Here is a 20866-nt window from a genome sequence, read left to right on the forward strand (position 1 = left end):
CCCTGACCCGGCGGAGCCGTCTCAGTCGCGCGCCGTCTGCAGCAGCGCCCACAGCTCGGCGCGTGCGGGGAAGGATGAGAGGTCGGCGCCCAGCAGCGTCCCGGCCTGGGCGATGCGCGACCGCAGGGTGTGCCGGTGCACGCCGAGCGCCGCGGCGGCCGGTTCCGCCCTCGCATCGTGCTCGAGCCACACCCGCAGCGTCCGCTCCAGTTCGCCTGCCGAGCGGAGGTCGCTGTCGCGGAGGGGAGCGAGGCGGGATTCCGCGAGCAGACGCGCCTCGTCGGTCGCGAGGGCGCTGAGGATGCTGGAGCCCACCGTGTCGGCGTAGCGGTGGACCCCGGCATCCGACTGCTGGTGCAGCGCCGCGACGGCCTGCGCGTGCGCACGCGAGAAGGAGTCGTACGACTCCGATCCCGATGCCCCGATGCGGATGGCGAAGCGCTCGGCCACTTCGTCGAGCAGCCCCTCGTCGACGCCCGACACGCACAGCGTCACGCCGTCGTCGGACTCGGCGACGAAGGAGGCGGTGCCCTCGTCCGTCCGGCGTCGATCCCACCAGTCGGTCAACGGGCCGGCCGGGGCATCGGCCGCGACGGCGACGACGATCGGGGCGGGCGGCAGCGAGCCGAGCACCCGACGAGCGAGCGCGGGGTCGTCGCCCTGCAACGACGACAGCAGCTGCGAGTGCAGGCGGCGTCGGCTCCGTGCGAGCTGCTCGCTCTGCTCGAGCGCGAGTCCCGCCATCGCGATGACCGAGGTCACGACCGTGCGCGCCTCGGGGTCGAGCCCGTCGATGCCGAGCGCCATGACGCCGCGCAGGCGGCCACCGCGTCCGACCGTGAACAGCATGAACGAGCGGTCGCCGGCAGTGAGCGACTGCCCCGCCTCGAGTCCGCGGGTCAGCACCTCGGCGACGTGCTGCGCGAGCACATCCTGCGCTGCGCTCGGGAGCTCGTCTCGGGGATGCGAGGACTGCAGCGCCCCCGAGGCGTCGTACATCCCGACCCAGACGCCGAGGCGCCGACCGAGCTCGGCGAGGGTGGCGTCGAGCCCCCGAGGACGCAAAGCGGCGAGGGCGAGGGCGCGCTGCGTGTCGAGCGCCCACGACCGCCGCGCGTACGCCTGCGCGGCGATGGCCTCGGAGTGCGCGCGCGCCACCGCGATGAACGGCGTCCGGTAGGGGACCTCGAAGAGCGGCATCCCTCGGCGTGCGCAGGCGACGACGAGCTCGTCGGGGATCCCGGCTCGATGCACCTCCGTGCCGAAGCCGAGTCCGCGCACGCCGCGGTCGGCGAGCCGGTCGACGTACACGTCGAACCCGGTGTCGGCGTCGAACTGGACGCCCGTGGTCAGCAGGGCGAGGTCTTCCGCGAGGAACGGCGTCGGGTCGGCGAGGTCGGAGCTGTGCACCCAGCGCAGCGGACTCTCCAGCGCCTCCGCGGGGAGCTCCTGCGGCTCGGACACGAGTCGCAGACCCAGATCGCGACGGCGGAGCAGCGCCTGCAGCGTGGGTTCGTCGGCGATCTCCATCCGGCTCCCTCCGCTTCGACAGGGATGTACGGTGCGGCGAATCCCTTCGTCAGATTGTACAGTCCGGCGAATGCAGGCACGTCTGTCGCGGTCGTACGCTCGCGACATGGCTCTCCTCGACACCGACACCGCGACCGTTCCCCTCGGCGGACCCGACCTCCCCCAGGAGCGTCGACTGGTCACTGAGCTCCCCGGGCCCCGCTCGGCCGAGATCCTCGCCCGCAAGGCCGAGGCCGTGCCCGCCGGCGTCGGGCACACCGTGCCGGTCGCGGCCGTCGCCGCAGGCGGAGGCGTCGTCGTCGACGCCGACGGCAACTCGCTCATCGACCTCGGATCCGGCATCGCCGTGACGACGGTCGGCAACGCGCACCCCAAGGTGGCCGCCGCCGTCGCCGCCCAGGCCGCCCAGTTCACGCACACCTGCTTCATGATCTCGCCGTACGAGTCGTACATCCAGGTCGCCGAGGCGCTCAACCGGCTCACGCCCGGGGACTTCGCCAAGAAGAGCGCCCTGTTCAACTCCGGCGCCGAGGCCGTCGAGAACGCGATCAAGATCGCCCGCAAGCACACGGGCCGCCAGGCCGTCGTCGCGTTCGACCACGGCTACCACGGCCGCACCAACCTCACCATGGCGCTCACGGCCAAGTCGATGCCGTACAAGAGCGGGTTCGGCCCCTTCGCGCCCGAGGTCTACCGCGCGCCCATGTCGTACCCGTTCCGCGACGGCCTCTCCGGACCCGAGGCCGCAGCCCGCGTCATCCTGCAGCTCGAGAAGCAGGTCGGCGCCGACAACCTCGCGGCCGTCATCATCGAGCCCATCCAGGGCGAGGGCGGATTCATCGTGCCGGCCGAGGGCTTCCTGCCGGCCATCCTCGACTGGTGCCGCGCGAACGGCGTCGTCTTCATCGCCGACGAGGTGCAGACGGGCTTCGCCCGCACCGGCCACATGTTCGCGAGCGAGATCTTCGGCATCGAGCCCGACCTGATCACCACCGCCAAGGGCATCGCCGGCGGTCTGCCCCTCGCCGCCGTCACCGGCCGCGCCGAGATCATGGACGCCTCGCACACCGGCGGCCTCGGCGGCACGTACGGCGGCAACCCGATCGCGTGCGCCGCCGCGCTCGCCGCGATCGACGTGTTCGAGAACGACGGCGTCATCGAGCGCGCCAGGGAGATCGGCGAGATCCTCACGCGCCGCCTCACGACCCTGCAGCAGGGCGACCCCCGCATCGGAGACATCCGCGGACACGGTGCGATGATCGCGGCCGAGTTCGTCGATCCCGAGACCAAGGCTCCGGACGCCGCGCTCACGGCCGCCGTCGCCAAGGCCGCGATCGCGAAGGGCGTGATCGTGCTGACCTGCGGGACGTACGGCAATGTCATCCGCTTCCTGCCGCCGCTGTCGATCGGCGACGACCTCCTGAACGAGGGTCTCGACGTCATCGCCGAGGCGCTCGCGTCCGCCTGAACCACGGCCGCTGAGGCGGTCGGCACACACGTCCGGCCGCGACTCGTATCGGGGGATTTCGAGTCGCGGCCGGCAACCTTTCCCATGAAGGAGAAGCAGATGGCTGAGATCACCCGTGACGTGCTGATCGTCGGAGCCGGAGCCGCAGGGCTCACCGCGGCGAACGACCTGCGCAAGGCCGGCCTGTCGGTCGCCGTGCTGGAGGCCCGCGACCGCGTCGGCGGCCGTCTGTGGACCGACGTCATCGACGGCGCCATGCTCGAGCTCGGCGGCCAGTGGGTCTCGCCCGACCAGGACGCGCTCAAGGACACGATCGAGGAGCTCGGGCTCGAGACGTACAGCCGCTACCGCGACGGCGACAGCGTGTACGTCGGCCCCGACGGCCAGGTGCACCGGTTCACCGGGGAGATGTTCCCCGTCTCGGCCGAGACCGAGAAGGTCATCGCCGAGATCACCGCCCGCCTCGACGAGATGGTGGCACAGATCGACCCCGATCGCCCGTGGGAGCACCCGCAGGCCGCGGAGTGGGACAGCGTCACCTGGGATGCCTGGCTGCGCCAGCAGACCGACGACGACGAAGCGGTGCGCAACCTCGCGTTCGCCACCGGCTCGGCGATGCTCACGAAGCCGACGCACACGTTCTCGCTGCTGCAGTCGCTGCTCATGGCGGCGTCCGCCGGCTCGTACTCGAACCTCGTCGACGCCGACTTCATCCTCGACAAGCGCGTGGTCGGCGGGCTGCAGCAGGTGCCGATCCTGCTCGCCGAGCGTCTCGGCGACGACGTGCTGCTCGGCCAGCCTGTGCGCACGCTGGAGTGGGGTGCCGACGGGGTCACCGCCACGACCGATGAGCTCACGGTCCGCGCCCGGTTCGCGATCCTCGCGCACGCACCCGTGCTGTACGACCGGATCTCGTTCGTGCCTCCGCTGCCGCGTCGCCAGCACCAGCTGCACCAGCACCTCTCGATGGGCTTCGTCATCAAGGTGCACGCGGTCTACGAGACCCCGTTCTGGCGCGAGCAGGGCCTCAGCGGCACCGCGTTCAGCCCGTACGAGCTCTCGCATGAGGCCTACGACAACACGAACCACGGCGACGAGCGGGGCACCCTCGTCGGATTCGTCAGCGACCAGAACGCCGACGACCTGTTCGCGCTGAGCGACGACGAGCGCAGGGAGCGCATCCTCGAGTCGCTGTCGCACTACTACGGGCCCGAGGCCAAGAATCCGGTCGTCTACTACGAGAGCGACTGGGGCACGGAGGAGTGGACCCGCGGCGCCTACGCCGCGAGCTTCGACATGGGCGGCCTGCACCGGTACGGCGCCGACCTGCGCACGCCGGTGGGACCGATCCACTTCGCCTGCAGCGACATGGCCGGAGCGGGCTTCCAGCACGTCGACGGGGCGATCCGCATGGGTCATCTCGTCGCGTCGAACATCGTCGAGTCGACGAGGGATGCGGGCGAGACGGCCGAGGTCGGCTGATGAGCGGCTCGATCGTCGTCGGGTATACGGCGACGGATGCCGGAGCGGACGCCGCCGCGCTGGGCGCTCGACTGGCTCGCAGCCTCGGCGCCGTTCTGCGCCTCGTCATCGTGCTGCCCTCGGAGGGCACGCGCAACGCCGCCGTCGCCCCCGAGCGGGCGTATGAGGACCACCTGCGTCGTCAGGCCACGCAGTGGCTCGAGGAAGCAGTCACCGGTCTGCCGCAGGAGCTCGTCCGCACCGGGCACGTGCGGTTCGGGGAGTCGTTCGCCGAGGGGCTGATCGCCGCCGGCGAGGAGTTCGGGGCCCGGCTCATCGTCGTCGGCGCCGCGAACGGCAGCCTGTTCGGGCGCCACCGTCTCGGCAGCGTCGCGTCGGAGCTGCTGCACTCCTCGACCATCCCCGTCGCGCTGGCTCCCGCCGGCACCTCGACCGAGGACGACCACGTCCTGCCCCGGGTGACGGTCGCGGTCGGCACCCGTCCCGGCGCGGAGAACCTCCTCGACGAGGCGGCGACGGTCGCCGCCGATGCGCACGTCGGTCTGAGGCTCGTGTCGCTCGTCCCCTTCGACGTGCCTCCCGGTCTCGACACGGGGTCGATCCGCATCGCGGGCGACGAGCACTCCCGCGACGTGCTCGCGGTCGCGTCGACGCTGCTGCCCGACACGCTCGACGCCACGGTCGAGGAGGCCCCCGGCGACACCGTCGAGGATGCGGTCGCCCACCTGTCCTGGCTTCCCGGCGAGGTGATCCTCGTCGGATCGAGCCGTCTCGCGCAGCCTCGCCGGCTCTTCCTCGGCTCGACCGCGGCGAAGATGCTGCACGAGCTGCCCGTCCCCATGATCGTCGTCCCGCGTACGCGCACCGAAGCAGGAGTCCGCTGATGAGCAGCTCGAACCGGGCGACGGAGCCCGCATCCGGTGTGACGACCGGCATCTCTCAGAAGGGCCTCAGCGTCGGCACCGTCGGCGTGATCGGCGCCGTGGTCATCGGCGTCTCGACCATCGCGCCCGCCTACACGCTCACCGCCTCGTTGGGTCCGACCGTCGCGGTCGTCGGCACGCAGGTCCCGGCGATCATCCTCGTCGGCTTCATCCCGATGCTCCTCACGGCGTTCGGATACCGCGAGCTCAACCGCGAGATGCCAGACTCCGGCACCTCGTTCACGTGGGGCGTACGCGCCTTCGGCCCGTGGATCGGGTGGATGACGGGGTGGGGCCTGATCGCCGCCACCGTCATCGTGCTGTCGAACCTCGCCGGCATCGCCGTGGAGTTCCTGTTCCTGCTGATCTCGCAGATCTCGGGCAACCCCGACATCGCAGACCTGGCGTTCAACCCGTTCATCAACGTCGTCGTCTGTCTGCTCTTCATGCTCGGGGCGACGCTCGTGTCGTACCGCGACATGCAGACCACGCAGAAGTTCCAGTACATCCTGGTCGGGTTCCAGGTGCTCGTGCTCGTCGTATTCGCGGTCGTCGCGATCGTGAAGGCCGTGTCGGGCGACGCCCCCGACCCCACCGCGTTCTCGTGGTCGTGGTTCAACCCGTTCGAAGTGCCCACGTTCAGCGCCTTCGCCGCCGGGCTCTCGCTGTCGATCTTCATCTTCTGGGGCTGGGACGTCGTGCTCACCATGAACGAAGAGACCAAGGATCCGGCGAAGACGCCCGGTCGGGCGGCCATGGTCACCGTGTTCGTCGTGGTCAGCCTGTACCTGCTCCTCGCGATCGGCCTCATCATGTTCGCGGGTGTCGGCGACGGCAACCTCGGGCTCGCGAACGAGGACATCAGCGCCAACGTGTTCTTCGCGCTCTCCGACCCGATCCTCGGGCCGCTCGCGTTCCTCGTGTCGCTGGCGGTGCTGTCGAGCTCGGCGGCGTCGCTGCAGTCCACCGCCGTCGGCCCCGCGCGCACCCTGCTCGCGATGGGTCACTACGGCGCGCTGCCCAAGAAGTTCGCGAAGGTCAGCCCGCGGTTCTTCACCCCGGGCTACTCCACGATCGTGTCGGCGGTCGTCGCCTCGGTGTTCTACGCCGTGATGCGACTCGTCAGCGAGAACGTGCTCACCGACACGATCCTGTCGCTCGGCATGATGATCTGCTTCTACTACGGCCTCACCGCGTTCGCGTGCGTCTGGTACTTCCGTCGCCAGTGGTTCGACTCGACGCGCAGCTTCTTCTTCACGTTCCTGTTCCCGCTGGTCGGCGGAGCGATCCTCGCCGTGCTGTTCGTCACGACGCTCGTCGACTCCATGGACCCCGCCTACGGCAGCGGCTCGAGCATCGGCGGCGTCGGGCTCGTGTTCGTGCTCGGCGTCGGCATCATCGTCATCGGCATCGCGGTGATGATCTGGCAGGCCGTCAGGCGCCCGGCGTTCTTCCGCGGCGAGACCCTCACCGCCGACGCCCCGCCGAGCCTCCGCCGTCGCTGATCCTCGAACCCCCATATCCCGTCTCACAGAGAGAGAACCCATGAGCACTCAGACAGAGCAGGCGCTGCTCGACAGCATCCCCACCGGCCTCTTCATCGGCGGCGAGTGGATCGACGGAGAGACCGGCGCGACCTTCGACGTCAAGGACCCGTCGACGGGCGACGTGATCCGCACGATCGCCGACGCGACGCCGGCCGACGGCATCCGGGCCCTCGATGCGGCCGTGGCCGCGCAGGACGCGTGGGCGGCCACCGCGCCGCGCACCCGCAGCGAGATCCTCCGCACGGCGTTCGACCTCGTGCAGGAGCACAAGGAGGACCTCGCGCTGCTCATGACCCTCGAGATGGGCAAGCCGCTCGCCGAGGCCCGCGGCGAGGTCGTCTACGGAGGCGAGTTCCTGCGCTGGTTCAGCGAGGAGGCGGTGCGCATCAGCGGCCGCTACGGCATCAACCCCGAGGGCACCGGCCACATGGTCGTCTCGCAGCGTCCCGTGGGCCCGTCGTTCTTCGTGACGCCGTGGAACTTCCCGTTCGCGATGGCGACCCGCAAAATCGCACCCGCCCTCGCCGCCGGTTGCACCGTCGTCATCAAGCCGCCGGCTCTCACGCCCCTCACGACCATCTTCTTCACCTCGCTGCTCGAGAAGGCAGGACTCCCCAAGGGCGTCGTCAACGTCGTGCAGACGTCGAAGTCCTCGGCGCTGTCCGGTCCGATCATCGCCGACCCCCGTCTGCGCAAGCTGTCGTTCACGGGCTCGACCGAGGTGGGGCGCAAGCTCATCGCCCAGGCCGCCGAGGGCGTGCTGCGCGTCTCGATGGAGCTCGGCGGCAACGCGCCGTTCGTCGTCTTCGACGACGCCGACCTCGACAAGGCGGTCGACGGGGCCCTCGCCGCGAAGTTCCGCAACATCGGCCAGGCCTGCACGGCCGCCAACCGGTTCATCGTGCACCAGGACGTGGCCGACGAGTTCGCGAAGCGCGTCACCGAGCGCGTCTCCGCGATGAAGATCGGCCGGGGCACGGAAGAGGGCGTCGCGATCGGACCGCTCATCGACGCGGATGCCGTGGCCAAGGCCGGCGAGCTCGTCGATGACGCCGTCGACCGCGGCGCGACGCTGCTCGCGGGCGGCAAGGCGCTCGAGGGCGTCGGCACGTACTACGAGCCCACCGTGCTCACCGACGTCGTGCCCGGATCGGCGATCCTCCGCGAGGAGATCTTCGGCCCCGTGCTCGCGATCTCCACCTTCGCCACCGAGGAGGAGGCCGTGCGCCTCGCCAACGACACCGAGTACGGACTCGTGTCGTACGTGTTCACCGAGAACCTGCAGCGCGGTCAGCGCATGATCGACGGCCTCGAGACCGGCATGATGGGTCTCAACGTGGGCGTGGTCTCGAACGCGGCAGCCCCCTTCGGCGGCGTCAAGCAGTCGGGTGTCGGCCGCGAGGGCGGCTTCGAGGGCATCCACGAGTACCTGTCCACCAAGTACACCCTGATCCCGGTCTCCTGACCGAGCCGAAGGAGGACGAAACCATGACCGACTACGCCGTCATCAACCCCGCCACCGGGGAGACGCTGAAGTCCTTCGACACGTTCACGGATGCGCAGATCGAGGAGGCCGTCGCGGCCGCCGACACCGCGCACCGCGAATGGTCGCGCTCGTCGACCGTGGCCGAGCGTGCCGCGCTCATCCGCCGCATGGCGGAGCTGCACCGCGAGCGCCGCGAGGAGCTCGCCGACGTGTTCGTGCGCGAGATGGGCAAGCCGCACGAGGCCGCGCTCGGAGAGGTCGACTTCGCGGCCGACATCGCCGAGTACTACGCCGACCAGGCCGAGGCCATCATGGCCGATCAGCCGATCGACATCCTCGGAGACGGCTCGGCGATCATCCGCCGCTCGTCGCTCGGACCGCTCGTCGGCATCATGCCGTGGAACTTCCCTGCGTACCAGATCGTGCGCTTCGCGGCTCCGAACCTCATCGTCGGCAACACGATCCTGCTGAAGCCCGCACCGCAGTGCCCGGAGTCGTCGAACGCGATCGCCGAGATCTACCGCGACGCGGGCTTCCCGGAGGGCGCGTACCAGAACGTGCTCGCCACGAACGAGCAGATCGCGACGATGATCGCGGACCCGCGCGTGCAGGGCGTGTCCCTCACGGGCTCGGAGCGCGCCGGTGCCGCCGTCGCCGAGATCGCCGGTCGCAACCTGAAGAAGGTCGCCCTGGAGCTCGGCGGATCCGACCCGTTCATCGTGCTGTCGACCGACGACCTGGATGCCACCGTGCAGGCGGGCGTCGATGCCCGCCTCGACAACAACGGCCAGGCGTGCAACGGCGCCAAGCGGTTCATCATCGTCGACGACCTGTACGACGCGTTCGTGGAGAAGTTCACCGCGGCGATGGCGGCGGTCGAAGCGACCGACCCCATGCTCGACGACACCGTGCTGGGCCCCGTCTCCTCCGAGACCGCGGCCGAGAACCTGCAGAAGCAGATCGACACGGCCGTCGAGCAGGGCGCGACGCTGCTGACCGGCGGCACGCGCGACGGGGCGTTCTTCGCGCCGACCGTGCTCGCCGACGTCACGCCCGAGATGAACGTGTACCGCGAGGAGCTCTTCGGCCCCGCGGCGGTCGTGTACCGCGTCGCCGACGAGGACGCGGCGATCGCACTCGCGAACGACACCACCTTCGGCCTCGGCTCGTACGTGTTCACGACCGACGCCGAGCAGGCGGAGCGGGTCGCCGACCGCATCGAGGCCGGCATGGTCTACGTCAACCTCGTGCTCGCCGACAGCCCCGAGCTGCCGTTCGGCGGCATCAAGCGCAGCGGCACCGCCCGCGAGCTCGGTCACCTCGCCGCCGACGAGTTCGTCAACAAGAAGCTGATCCGCATCGGCTGACGCGGACGGAGAGGGGCGGATGCTGCGGCATCCGCCCCTCCCTCTTACCGTCCGCGAGGTCTCATCCGTCTGCGAGGTCGAGGTAGGCGAGCACCGCGAGTACGCGGCGGTTGACGGCCGACCCCGACGCGACTCCGAGCTTCGTGAAGATCGTGTTGATGTGCTTCTCGACGCCGCTCTGACTCATGTACAGCCGCTCGGCGATGCCGGCGTTGCTGTGGCCCTCCGCGATGAGCTCGAGCACCGCGGCCTCGCGCTCGCTGAGCTCGCCCATGCGCTGACCGGGGCCCAACCGGTCGGCGATGAGACGACTGATCACCTCGGGGTCGAACGCGACCCCGCCGTCGGCGATCCGCACGATCGCGTCGAGGAAGCCGGCGATGTCGGACACACGGTCCTTCAGCAAGTACCCGACCCCGCCGCGGCCGTCGAGCAGCAGCTCGCTCGCATAGCGGCGCTCGACGTGCTGCGAGAGCACGAGCACCGCGACACCGGGGTGGTCGCGGCGGATGCGGAGAGCCGCACGGATGCCCTCGTCGACGAACTCCGGCGGCATGCGCACGTCGGCGATCACGAGGTCGGGCTCGTCCGCCGCGATGGCGGCGAGGAGGGCGTCGGCATCGCCGACGGATGCCGTCACGACGTGCCCCTCGGCGACGAGAAGCTGCGCGATGCCCTCACGGAGCAGCGTCGAATCCTCGGCGATGGCTATCCGCACGGGATCACCGCCTCGACCACGGTCGGGCCGCCGACCGGGCTGTGCACCCGCAGCTGACCGTCGCGGGCTGCCACCCGCGACGCGATCCCGGAGAGCCCGGTGCCTGCGGCATCCGCCCCGCCGACGCCGTCGTCCTCGACGCTGACCGACAGCAGCCCGTCGCCGCTGCGCACGCGGATCGTGATCGATGCGGCATCCGCGTGCTTGATCGCGTTCGTCACCGCCTCGCTCGCGACGAAGTAGGCAGCGGTCTCGGCCGCCCGATCGGCGATCGGCGCCGCCTCGACATCGAGGTGCACGGGCATGGCCACGCGGTCGCGCAGGGCGCGCAGGGCCACCGCGAGTCCGTCCCGCTGCAGCATCTCGGGATACGTCCGCCAGGCCACGTCGCGCAGATCGTCGAGGACGTGCTGGGTCTCGTCGCGCGCGGTGCGCAGCAGGGCCGCACCCTCGGCGGGATCGGAGCGCTCCACCCGCGCGAGCAGGATCGACAGCGCCACCACTCGCTGCTGCACGCCGTCGTGGATGTCGCGTTCGATCCGCCGCCGTTCCGCATCGACCGCATCGACGACCTCGTCGAGCGTGGCGTGCAGCCGTACCACCTCCTGCGACAGCTCGCCGGCACCCGGCCGCTGGAACGCGTCCCAGACACGCCGTTCGAGCCACGCGATGCCGCCGAGGCCCGAGAGCGCGAGGAACAGCAGCACGAGCCCCGGTACGACGAAGAGTCCGACCGTCGCCCAGGTCACGCGTCCAGGGCGGGCGCTGAACAGGGCCACGGGACCGCCGGTCGCCGCCGCGATGAGCATCTGGACGCCGACCACGACGCCCGCGACCATCAGCACGAGGATGCACAGCACGACGAGCTGCAGCAGCGCCGACAGGGCGAGCAGCCCGCGGATGCGCCGCGCAGGAGGCGGGACACGACGGGGGATGCCGTCGACCCACGAGAGGCGGGCGGCGAGAGCGTCGAGCACCGTCGGCGCCGGGCCACGCGGTGTCGTCACGACCGCGACGAGCGCCGAGGGGAGCATCGCGATCCCGGCGGCGGTGCCGCCCAGCATCCGCAGCACATCGCGCACGATCGGCCGGGACGTCATGAGTCCATTGTGCCGGTCAGGCGGCGCTTTCGAATCGCGTGACTGGCAACTCTCGGGGGCCGAAAACCGTCATTTGCGCGATTCGACGGGGGCGGCGGGAGGGGCCTGCACCCGCTGCCGCACGCGCAGCACGACGAAGAGCGACACGGCGGCGATGACCGCAGCGACCACGACGAGCTGCAGACCGTCGGCGTACTGCTCGATGAGGTGCCACCGCTCGCCGAGCAGGAACCCCGCCATCACGAACATCGTGTTCCAGATCGCGCTGCCGGCCGCCGTCAGGAGCGTGAAGCGCAGCAGCGGCATCCGCTGGATCCCCGCGGGGATCGAGATGAGGCTGCGGAAGATCGGGATCATGCGACCGAAGAACACCGCCTTCGAGCCGTGCTTCGCGAACCACGCCTCGGCGCGATCGACGTCGCTGACCTTCATGAGGGGCATCCGGTCGACGATCCGGCGCAGACGCGCGGGGCCGAGCCAGGCGCCGATGCCGTACAGCGCGAGCGCGCCGACGACCGAGCCCACCGTCGTCCAGACCAGCACCTCCCACAGCACGATCGAGCCCTGGCTGGCGGTGAACCCGGCGAGCGGCAGGATCACCTCGCTGGGGATCGGCGGGAACAGGTTCTCGATCGCCACGGCGACGCCGGCGCCGACGCTGCCGAGCGTCTCCATGAGCGCGATCGCCCAGTCCGCGAACAGGCCCAAACCCTCGGAAGCGTCCATGCCATCGACGCTACGGAGCAGGACGGATGCCGTCACTGCGGCTGCCCCTCCGTCGAGGTGCGGAAAACCGGAAACCGGGGCGCTGCCCACTGGCCCTGGGCCCACCACGCGGGCGTAGGGTCGAAGCATGGCCACGGTTGCAGAGAACATCGTCAAGACACTGGGAGCCAACGGGATCGAGCGGGTGTACGGACTCCCGGGCGATTCGCTGAACGGCTTCACCGACGCGCTCCGCAAGGACGGCAGCATCCGCTGGGTCCACGTGCGCCACGAGGAATCGGCAGCCTTCGCCGCCGCAGCGGATGCCGCGCTCACCGGCGACCTGGCGGTGGTCGCCGGCTCCTGCGGTCCCGGGAACCTGCACCTCATCAACGGCCTCTACGACGCCAACCGCTCGCGCGTGCCCGTGCTCGCGATCGCCGCTCACATCCCGACGAACGAGATCGGCACGGGGTACTTCCAGGAGACGCACCCGCAGGAGCTGTTCCGCGAGTGCAGCGTGTACGTCGAGTACGTCGCCGACTCGCGGCAGATGCCCCGTCTGCTCGAGATCGCGATGCGCGCGGCCATCGAGCAACGCGGGGTCGCGGTGCTCGTGATCCCCGGCGACGTCGCACTCGCCGACATCGCCGACGACCGCGCCGTGGTGATCGAGCGCACGCGCCCCGTGGTGACGCCGAGCCCCGACGAGCTCGAGCGCGCGGCCGCGCTGTTGAACGCCTCGTCCAGGACGACGATCCTCGCCGGAGCGGGGGTCGAGGGCGCGCACGACGAGGTCGTCGCGCTGGCCGACCGGCTCGGTGCTCCGATCGTGCACGCTCTGCGCGGCAAGGAGTTCATCGAGTACGACAACCCGTTCGACGTGGGCATGACGGGACTGCTGGGCTTCGCGTCGGGGTACCGCGCGATGGAGGCGGCCGACACCCTGCTCGTGCTCGGCAGCGACTTCCCCTACGAGCAGTTCTACCCGGAGCACGCGACCACGATCCAGGTCGACATCCGCGGATCGCAGCTCGGCAAGCGGCATCCGCTCGATCTGGGCCTCGTCGGCGACGTGCGGGCGACGGTCGACGCCCTGCTGCCGCGACTCGCCGCGAAGACCGACCGCGGGCACCTCGACGACGCGGTCGCGCACTACCGCAAGACCCGCGCGAAGCTCGACGACCTCGCGACGCCCACCAAGAAGGGGCGCCCGATCCACCCGCAGTACCTCGCCCGCGTGCTCGACGAGCAGGCGACGGATGACGCGATCTTCACCGCCGACGTCGGTTCGCCCACCGTGTGGGCCGCGCGCTACCTGTCGATGACCGAGGGGCGCCGCCTGATCGGATCGTTCACGCACGGATCCATGGCCAACGCCCTGCTGCACGGCATCGGAGCGCAGGTGTCGCACCCGGACCGCCAGGTGGTCGCGCTCGCCGGGGACGGCGGTCTGGCGATGATGCTCGGCGAGCTGCTCACCGTCACCCAGAACGGGCTGCCGGTGAAGACGGTCGTGGTGAACAACTCCTCGCTGAACTTCGTCGAGCTGGAGATGAAGGCCGCCGGGTTCGTCAATTACGGCACCGGCCTCGACAACCCGAGCTTCGCCGCGATCGCCGAGGCCATGGGCATCTTCGCCCGCCGCGTCGAGAACAGCGAGGATCTGCCGGATGCCGTGCGCGAGGTGCTCGCGCACGATGGCCCCGCTCTGCTCGACGTGGTGACCGAACGCCAGGAGCTCTCGATGCCGCCCGCGATCGAGGCCGCGCAGGTCAAGGGCTTCGCCCTGTACGCCATCCGCACGGTCATGTCGGGCCGGGGCGACGAGCTGCTCGACCTCGCCAGGGCCAATTGGCGTCAGTTCCTCTGAGTCCTGCGCGCGCTGCGTCGCAGGAATGCGCCCGCGTCGCACGACTCCCGTGAGAACGTGCGACGCGAGCGTACTTCTGCGACAGCAGCGCGCCCCGAGGCTCAGCCGTCGAGCCGGGCCCGCACCTCGGCGGCCTCCGCGTGACGCCCGAGTCCCTCGAGCACGTCGCCGAGCTCGAGCGCGGCGACCTGCAGAAGGGGCGGGTGCCCCGCGGCGTGCTCGATGACCGTGCGGTAGATCGCCACGGCATCCTCTGAGCGCTCGTTCGAGGCGAGCAGTCGCGCGGCGAAGAGCTCCGAGCCGCCTGCCGAGCCGAGGTCGCCGAGCTCCGCGAAGCCGTCGGCGGCCGTCAGGGCCGACGACACGGCCTCATCGGTGCGGCCGAACGAGGCGAGCGCACGGGCGCGGGAGTCGGTGACGTCGGCGAGCAGCCAGCCCGCGTCGTGCTCCCCGGCCAGCGCGGCGACCTCGTCGAGCATCGGGAAGGCTCGTTCGTCCTGCTGAGCCCCGTACGCCTGCCCGAGGTTGTGCAGCACCTCGACCCGTGCGCCGACGGCGTCGGGCACGGCCCGGACGATCTCGGCCGCGGACTCGAGGTCGGCGATCGCGGCGTCGTGCTCGTCGAAGCGGGCGAGGATCTTGGCGCGCTCGGTGAGCGAGACGGCCTGATCGGCCGGCTCCTCGCCCTCGCCGAACAGCTCGGCCGCGTACCCGTAGGCGCCGACGGCCTGGCCGAACTCGCCGGCGCCCGCCAGTGCGCGAGCCAGCAGCGACGCGGTCATGCCTCGGGATGCCGCATGCACCTCGGCCTGCTCCTCGCGTTCGAGCACCTGACCGAAGAGCTCGGCGGCCTCGGGGGCGTCGCCCTGCGCGAGCATGGCGCGCGCGAGCCGGAAGTCCGCCGCCACCTGATCGCCGCCCTCCTGCGCGGCGATGCGAGACGTCACCCGATAGCGCGCCACGGCCTTCTGCGGCTCGCCGGCGTCCTCCCAGAGCGCACCGGCGAGCAGGTGCGCGGTACCCAGCGCTCGTGTGGCGCCGAGCGCGGCGAGCAGGCGGCACGCCTCATCGGCATCCGCCGCGCCCTCCACGAACGCCTCCTGCCCGCCGCGCACGCGGGCGCGGGTCTGCAGCGCCTGCGCACGGTGGCCGTCGCTCAGGTCGTCCTGCGCGAGGAGGCGATCGAGCAGGGCCGTCGCCGCCTCCGTGTCGCCCTTCTGCAGCACGGCCGCGATCGCGATGAGGGTCGTCGTGTTCGACAGCCGTGCGTCGCCGGCCTCGGCGAACGCCCGTGCCGCGCGTTCGGCGAGATCGAGCGCGGCGTCCGGTTCCTCGGCGTGCATGTGCAGGGAGGCGCGGCTGATCGCCAGGTCGCCGCGCGACCAGGCGGGAAGGGCGTCGGATGCCGCAAGGGCGTCCTCGAGCGAGGCCACCGTCTCGGGAGTGTTCAGACCGAAGGTCGCGAGGCCCAGGCGCTGCTCGAGATCGGCCTGCTCGTCGCGTCCGGCCGCCCGCAGCGCCTCGATGCGGGCGGGCAGGAGGTCGGCTGCCTCGTCCGCGCGGTCGAGGGCGACGAGGATGCCGAGGCGCATCGACATGAGCTGTGCGACCTTCGCCGGATCCTCGACGGCCAGCGCCTTCGGCAGAGCCTGCAGCGTCTCGTGCTCTGCGCCGAACTGCGCGAGGTCCATGGCGCGGTCGAACCAGCCGTCGGCATCCGTCGGGGTCACCGCATCGGCGGTCGCGACGAACGCGTCCGACCGGATCGGCACGTCGTACCGCTCGCCCTCGAGCGCGCGGAGCCGTGCGATGCTGCGCGCGTGGCCGTCGCTGCCGTCGCGGCGGTCGAAGTCCGCGCCGATGCGCTCGGCGGCGACCCATGCCGTCGCGGCGAGATCGGCGGCGCTCCACGAACCCTCGTGCGGTCCGAAGAACGACTCCAGCGCCGGGGTCTCCGCCCCGCGCACGGGGGTGTCGCCGTGCCCCGCGAGCGTGACCCGGTCGAGCGCGAAGGCGATCGCGCCCAGCGCGGCGAAGTGGGCGTCGACGTTGAGACCGTCATGCGCGAGCCAGCCGATGTGGCGCTCCACGAGGGCGAGGGCGCGGGCCTCGTTGCCGGTGATCGCGGCGAACACGAGGTTGTTCGCGACGATGCGCAGGTTGTCGGGGTTGTCCTTCGCGAGGCGGTAGCTGCGCAGGTGGGCGCTCTTCGCCTCGTCGAAGCGGCCTGCGCGCAGGTAGGGCAGGAGCACGCGCGACAGGGCGTGCTCCGGTTCCTCACCGCACGAGTAGCCGCCCTCGAGCATCTCCTCGACGAGTCGGATCGCCTCGGCATCCCGATCCGTCTCCGCGAAGAATCCAGCGAACTGGCTGCGTCCGCACGCGTCGCAGTGGCTGTGCTCGTCGCGGGGCGTGGCCTCAAGGCGCACGCGCAGGGCCTCCGCGTCGTCCATCCTTCCGGCGTCCCACGCGTCCTCGAAGCGCGCGGTGAGCACGCCGCTGAGGCCGAGGCCGCCCGCGCGGTAGTGGGTCTCCATGTCGTCGAGCACCGCGGCGATCTGCTCGCCGGAGAACGCCGGAGACGACCGGAGGGCCGACGCCATCCACTTGAACTGCCACATGAGGTCGGCGCCGCCATAGTCGAGGTCCGCGGGGAACCGCTGCGGGTCGGCGTCGTGCCTGGCGAGGCACCACGCGAAGGAGTTCAGCATCACGTCGGTGGCGCCGTTCATGTTCGCCGACGCCGTCTGCCGCATCCGAGCCTCGTACTCGAGGCGCTCGTCGCCGAGCTCGACGGCGAGGGCGACGGCCTCCGCGACGAGCGCCTGCTCGGCTGGCCCCCACGGGGTGCGGTCGATCTCTTCGATGAGCTGCCGGAAGCGCTTCTGCGGACGTGCCATGGTGGCCCCTTCATGCGGACGGGTCGGTGACGACGGACGGACGGGTCGGTGACGACGGACGGACGGGTCGGTGACGACGGACGGAGGCTCAGACGACGTCGTCGAAGGGGACTGCGTCTCCCTCGATCCCGGCGGAGAGCGAGACGAGGTCGCTGAGCGCGGTGGTCATCAGCGCCCGATCCGCGTCGGAGAGCGGGTGGTGGCCGGCGAGCAGCGCCTGGATGTACAGCAGCTGCACGGTGCGGGCGAAGACCGCATCGTCCTGCACCCGCACGAGAGCGCGCACGACGCGGTTCGACCAGTTGAGGCAGAGGCGGGCGCTGAGGTCGTCATCGCGGGATGCCGACAGGGTGGCGTCGATGCGGTCCAGCACGCCGCCCCACAGCGCGCCGGTGAAGCCCTTGGTGCGACCACGGTCGAGGCGGCGGAGCACCTCGGGGTCGGCGACGTACAGCGCGGCGAGTTCCGGCTGATCGATCGATCGCACGGTCACGGAGCAGTCGGATGCCGCGAGCACCCCGCCCGCACGGGCTTCCAGCGCGACCGCGGCGTCGCGATCGTCGAGCGGGGGAGGGTCGAGGCGGTCGAGCTCCCCGCCCACGTCGACGAGCTCGACGGACACCTGCGGATACAGCTCAGGCAGCATGCGCACGAGGTCGGCGTCGTACAGGTAGCCGCCGTTGACGAGCACCTCGGACGCGGGGGAGATGCCGGCGACCTGCCGGAACTCGTCGACGGTCTGCGCGAATCGGATGTGCGGGAAGCGCTCGACGAGGTCGCCGATGCGCAGGGTCCCGTGGGTCGTCTCGAGCGTGAGCCATTGGGTGATGAAGCGGGCGAGCTCCTCGTCGTGGCGCACCAGCGATTTCAGGCCGACCTCGTGGACGGCGACGAACTGGGCGAGGCGGTGGGGCTCTCGGAGCCCGAGATCGAGCACCCAGCGGCGGATGCCGGCGCCGAGCTGCTCGCGCACGTGCTCCAGCGCGGTGTCATCGACGAGCGACTCGCGGCTCGCCGTCGGCGCCAGGCCCGTCGAGTCGACGACGGCCCTGACGAAGAAGGCCCAGTCGGGCAGCACGTCGTCGGCACGCTCCGACAGCAGCATCCGGCCGAGGTACATGCGGGTCGCCTGCCGAGCGCCGGGAGGGGGCGCGTAGGGGAGGACGTACGCGAGGCCGCGGGTGCCGGTCGCGGGCTCGCCGATCTCGATCACGTCGAGGGGTGCGGCGCCGAGCAGGTCGCGTCCGTACTGCACGGCGGCCTCGGGGTAGGTCGCCGCGTCGAGGAACGGAGCCGCCCTCGTGATGTCGACGTCACCGCCGGGGGCGTCGATCGTGACGCGCACCGGCAGGAACTCCGCGAAGGCGGTCGCCAGCTCCCGCACGGCGGCGGGGCGCAGCAGCTCGTCGGCGTCGAACCGCGGCGCGAGGTGCACGCTCGTGCCGATCGGCAGCTCGTCGTCGATCTCGGTCACCCGGAACGTGCCGTCCGCGCTGCCGGTCCACTCGACGGCCGGTGTGCCCTTCGCGCTCCGCGAGCGGATGACGATGGTGTCGGCGACCATGAAGCAGCTGAGCAGCCCGATGCCGAACTGGCCGAGGTAGTCGCTGCGGGGCATGTCGAAGATGTCGCGCTTCGAGCTGCGGCCGACCGTCGCGAGCAGGTCGGCGACCTCCGCCGCGGTCAGTCCGATGCCGTCGTCGCGCAGCACGAACTCGCCGCTCTCGTCGGTGAGCGGGGTGATGCGGATGCTCCCGCCGGTGCCGTCGAGCTCCCGGCGGGCCGTGACGGCGTCCCTCGCGTTCTGCAGCAGCTCACGCAGGTACACCCGAGGACTCGAGTAGATGTGCCGACTGAGGAGGTCGACGACCCCGCGCAGATCCACCTGGAACTGCTGCACGTCAGAGCTCACCGCATCCCCTTCCGTTGCGTCCGCCCGCCGAGCCTAGCAACAGCGCGATTGCTCCGCCGGTTCGGCACCCGCCGAGGGATGCCGTATGCTTGACCAGCAGTTGTTGTCTGCATTCTTTCGCCGTGCCCCGGCCCACACGACCGGGCCGGATGGCAGGATGGAGACGACACCCCGAGACCCAGGGTCTCTAGGGCGGTAGCTCAATTGGCAGAGCAGCGGTCTCCAAAACCGCAGGTTGCAGGTTCGATTCCTGTCCGCCCTGCGCGTCAGCGCAACGCTGACACACGAAAGGTACATTCAGGATGGATCAGGACGAACCGCGCGGCGAGGTCGTCGCGGCCGGCGCCACCCGAGAGAAGACGGGCAACCCCATCTCCCGGTTCTTCGGGAGCATCGCCCTGTTCTTCCGTCAGGTCATCGCAGAGCTGCGCAAGGTCGTCACCCCGACCCGCAAGGAACTGTTCAAGTTCACCGCGGTGGTGCTCGTCTTCGTTCTGATCGTCATGGGCATCGTCTACGGGCTGGACACCTTGTTCGCGTGGCTGACGCACATCGTGTTCGGAGTTCCGGACGCTTGACGCCCTGCGGTCCTGGCCGCAGTGATTGGAAAGAAACACCGTGTCTGAACGATATTCCGACGACGCCGACTGGGCGACCGCTGCCGAGCAGTCCAGCGAGGAGGACGAGGCCCAGGAGGGCAACGTCCTCGCCGCAGAGGAGTTCTCCGTCACGTCCGCCGAGCACGTGGCTCTCCACGTCGAGGACGTGGACGGCGACGACGAGACCGGCACGGAAGAAGACACCGACATCGACATCGACGACCCGGAGGCGGATGCGATCGTGAACGACGCTCTCAACCTGGACGAAGCGGCTGAGTCCGAGGCCGCCGCTGAGGTCCTCAACGACGCTGTGGCCGAAGAGACCGCAGAGCAGGAAGCGGAGGCGGCCGAGGAGGTCACCCCGTACGACGGACCCGACGTGAACGGCGAGGATGACCGCCCGGCCGTCGACGCCGACGACGCGGACGACCCCGTGGTCGCGGCCGTGGAGGCCGAGGAAGCCGCGGAGTCCGACGACGTCGACTCCGAGGAGGACCCGTACGAGGCGTTCCGCATGGACCTGCGCATGCTCCCCGGCAAGTGGTACGTCATCCACTCGTACGCCGGCTTCGAGCGCAAGGTCAAGGCGAACATCGAGCAGCGCAAGTCGACGCTCGAGGTCGAGGACGAGATCTACCAGATCGAGGTCCCGATGGAGGACGTCGTCGAGATCAAGAACGGCCAGCGCAAGATGGTCACGCGCGTGCGCATCCCCGGCTACGTGCTGGTGCGCATGGAGCTCACGGAGGACACCTGGTCGGTCGTCCGTCACACGCCCGGTGTCACCGGCTTCGTGGGCAACGCCCACAACCCGACGCCGCTGCGCTTCGAAGAGGCCTTCAACATGCTGAAGTCGCTCGTCGAGGTCAAGGACGTCCCGACCGCCAAGAACATCGCGGCCAAGGGCGGCGTCGCCGTCGCACGCCCGCTGCCGGCCGAGGTCGACTTCGAGGTCGGCGAGACCATCACGATCAAGGAGGGCTCGTTCGCGGGTCTGCCCGGGTCGATCAGCGAGATCAAGCCCGAGAGCGGCAAGCTCACGGTGCTCGTGTCGCTCTTCGAGCGCGAGACGCCGGTCGAGCTGTCGTTCGACCAGGTCACCAAGATGATCTGACGACCACGAGTCGCAGGAAGAAGGCCGCCCCTCGGGGCGGCCTTCTCTCGTCACCGGGTACGCCCGGGATCGGGTAGACTGTGGTGGTTTGTGCGCCGCTTTCGCGTGCGTCCAGACGACCACGGTCCGGAGATGCCGGATC

At 70.6% G+C, this 20866-nt stretch carries 15 protein-coding genes and 1 tRNA gene; 10 read left to right on the forward strand and 6 right to left on the reverse strand.

Translation table 11 applies throughout. The features are described 5' to 3' along the window. Positions 1-21: 21 nt before the first annotated feature. Positions 22-1530 (reverse strand): PucR family transcriptional regulator, encoded by a 1509-nt coding sequence (locus RAC69_RS06420; protein ID WP_375085949.1) that lies wholly within the window; start codon positions 1528-1530, stop codon positions 22-24. 106 nt (positions 1531-1636) lie between these two features. Here RAC69_RS06420 and gabT point away from each other — a divergent pair, with 106 nt between their 5' ends. The 6 genes from gabT (at position 1637) to RAC69_RS06450 (ending at position 9803) form a co-directional block, all read left to right on the forward strand. Further along, positions 1637-2998: a 4-aminobutyrate--2-oxoglutarate transaminase gene (gene gabT, locus RAC69_RS06425; protein WP_375085951.1), complete on the forward strand. Its 1362-nt coding sequence runs from the start codon at positions 1637-1639 to the stop codon at positions 2996-2998. 99 nt (positions 2999-3097) lie between these two features. Then, complete coding sequence (locus RAC69_RS06430) at positions 3098-4480, forward strand: flavin monoamine oxidase family protein (protein WP_375085953.1); 1383 nt, start codon at positions 3098-3100, stop codon at positions 4478-4480. Beyond that, positions 4480-5364, forward strand: a complete 885-nt coding sequence (locus tag RAC69_RS06435) for a universal stress protein (protein WP_375085955.1) — start codon at positions 4480-4482, stop codon at positions 5362-5364. Before RAC69_RS06430 ends, RAC69_RS06435 begins: the two co-directional genes overlap by 1 nt. Next, on the forward strand, positions 5364-6908 hold the full coding sequence (locus tag RAC69_RS06440; protein ID WP_375085956.1) for an APC family permease: 1545 nt from the start codon (positions 5364-5366) through the stop codon (positions 6906-6908). The genes RAC69_RS06435 and RAC69_RS06440 overlap by 1 nt, the downstream gene beginning before the upstream one ends. Before the next feature lie 40 nt (positions 6909-6948). Then, positions 6949-8415 carry an NAD-dependent succinate-semialdehyde dehydrogenase gene (locus RAC69_RS06445; RefSeq protein WP_375085958.1) on the forward strand — a complete coding sequence of 489 codons (1467 nt, stop codon included), beginning with the start codon at positions 6949-6951 and terminating at the stop codon, positions 8413-8415. Between the two features lie 23 nt (positions 8416-8438). After that, positions 8439-9803, forward strand: coding sequence for an NAD-dependent succinate-semialdehyde dehydrogenase (locus RAC69_RS06450; RefSeq protein WP_375085960.1), 1365 nt, complete (start codon positions 8439-8441; stop codon positions 9801-9803). 61 nt (positions 9804-9864) lie between these two features. Here the strand turns inward: RAC69_RS06450 and RAC69_RS06455 are convergent, their stop codons facing one another. From RAC69_RS06455 to RAC69_RS06465, 3 genes are all read right to left on the reverse strand, one after another. After that, positions 9865-10521: a response regulator gene (locus RAC69_RS06455; RefSeq protein ID WP_375085962.1), complete on the reverse strand. Its 657-nt coding sequence runs from the start codon at positions 10519-10521 to the stop codon at positions 9865-9867. After that, positions 10512-11621: a sensor histidine kinase gene (locus RAC69_RS06460; RefSeq protein ID WP_375085964.1), complete on the reverse strand. Its 1110-nt coding sequence runs from the start codon at positions 11619-11621 to the stop codon at positions 10512-10514. Before RAC69_RS06460 ends, RAC69_RS06455 begins: the two co-directional genes overlap by 10 nt. Positions 11622-11690: 69 nt before the next feature. Further along, complete coding sequence (locus RAC69_RS06465) at positions 11691-12347, reverse strand: DedA family protein (RefSeq protein ID WP_375085966.1); 657 nt, start codon at positions 12345-12347, stop codon at positions 11691-11693. A gap of 127 nt (positions 12348-12474) precedes the next feature. Here RAC69_RS06465 and poxB point away from each other — a divergent pair, with 127 nt between their 5' ends. Continuing rightward, positions 12475-14199 carry a ubiquinone-dependent pyruvate dehydrogenase gene (gene poxB / locus RAC69_RS06470; protein WP_375085967.1) on the forward strand — a complete coding sequence of 575 codons (1725 nt, stop codon included), beginning with the start codon at positions 12475-12477 and terminating at the stop codon, positions 14197-14199. 101 nt (positions 14200-14300) lie between these two features. On the opposite strand, the gene RAC69_RS06475 is transcribed toward poxB, so the two are convergent. Beyond that, entirely contained in the window at positions 14301-17099 is a 2799-nt protein-coding gene (locus RAC69_RS06475; protein WP_375085969.1) for a hypothetical protein, read from the reverse strand. Positions 17100-17187: 88 nt separating this feature from the next. Continuing rightward, positions 17188-19011, reverse strand: coding sequence for an HSP90 family protein (locus RAC69_RS06480; protein ID WP_375085970.1), 1824 nt, complete (start codon positions 19009-19011; stop codon positions 17188-17190). A gap of 189 nt (positions 19012-19200) precedes the next feature. Here RAC69_RS06480 and RAC69_RS06485 point away from each other — a divergent pair. From RAC69_RS06485 to nusG, 3 genes are all read left to right on the forward strand, one after another. Then, positions 19201-19273, forward strand: a tRNA-Trp gene (locus tag RAC69_RS06485). A 40-nt stretch (positions 19274-19313) separates the two neighbouring features. Further along, the gene (gene secE, locus RAC69_RS06490; protein WP_096715139.1) at positions 19314-19589 is read left to right on the forward strand and encodes a preprotein translocase subunit SecE; all 276 of its coding nucleotides are present in this window, start codon (positions 19314-19316) and stop codon (positions 19587-19589) included. A gap of 40 nt (positions 19590-19629) precedes the next feature. Next, the gene (nusG, locus tag RAC69_RS06495) at positions 19630-20724 is read left to right on the forward strand and encodes a transcription termination/antitermination protein NusG (RefSeq protein ID WP_375085971.1); all 1095 of its coding nucleotides are present in this window, start codon (positions 19630-19632) and stop codon (positions 20722-20724) included. The last annotated feature ends 142 nt before the right edge of the window (positions 20725-20866 follow it).

The organism is Microbacterium sp. LS_15 (assembly GCF_041954735.1).
Taxonomy (GTDB): Bacteria; Actinomycetota; Actinomycetes; order Actinomycetales; family Microbacteriaceae; genus Microbacterium.

Excerpts from the sequence above, each read along its gene's own strand:
- RAC69_RS06420 (WP_375085949.1), bottom strand. The coding sequence starts at position 1,530 with ATGGAGATCGCCGACGAACCCACGCTGCAGGCGCTGCTCCGCCGTCGC.
- gabT (WP_375085951.1), top strand. The coding sequence starts at position 1,637 with ATGGCTCTCCTCGACACCGACACCGCGACCGTTCCCCTCGGCGGACCC.
- RAC69_RS06430 (WP_375085953.1), top strand. The coding sequence starts at position 3,098 with ATGGCTGAGATCACCCGTGACGTGCTGATCGTCGGAGCCGGAGCCGCA.
- RAC69_RS06435 (WP_375085955.1), top strand. The coding sequence starts at position 4,480 with ATGAGCGGCTCGATCGTCGTCGGGTATACGGCGACGGATGCCGGAGCG.
- RAC69_RS06440 (WP_375085956.1), top strand. The coding sequence starts at position 5,364 with ATGAGCAGCTCGAACCGGGCGACGGAGCCCGCATCCGGTGTGACGACC.
- RAC69_RS06445 (WP_375085958.1), top strand. The coding sequence starts at position 6,949 with ATGAGCACTCAGACAGAGCAGGCGCTGCTCGACAGCATCCCCACCGGC.
- RAC69_RS06450 (WP_375085960.1), top strand. The coding sequence starts at position 8,439 with ATGACCGACTACGCCGTCATCAACCCCGCCACCGGGGAGACGCTGAAG.
- RAC69_RS06460 (WP_375085964.1), bottom strand. The coding sequence starts at position 11,621 with ATGACGTCCCGGCCGATCGTGCGCGATGTGCTGCGGATGCTGGGCGGC.
- RAC69_RS06465 (WP_375085966.1), bottom strand. The coding sequence starts at position 12,347 with ATGGACGCTTCCGAGGGTTTGGGCCTGTTCGCGGACTGGGCGATCGCG.
- poxB (WP_375085967.1), top strand. The coding sequence starts at position 12,475 with ATGGCCACGGTTGCAGAGAACATCGTCAAGACACTGGGAGCCAACGGG.
- RAC69_RS06475 (WP_375085969.1), bottom strand. The coding sequence starts at position 17,099 with ATGGCACGTCCGCAGAAGCGCTTCCGGCAGCTCATCGAAGAGATCGAC.
- secE (WP_096715139.1), top strand. The coding sequence starts at position 19,314 with ATGGATCAGGACGAACCGCGCGGCGAGGTCGTCGCGGCCGGCGCCACC.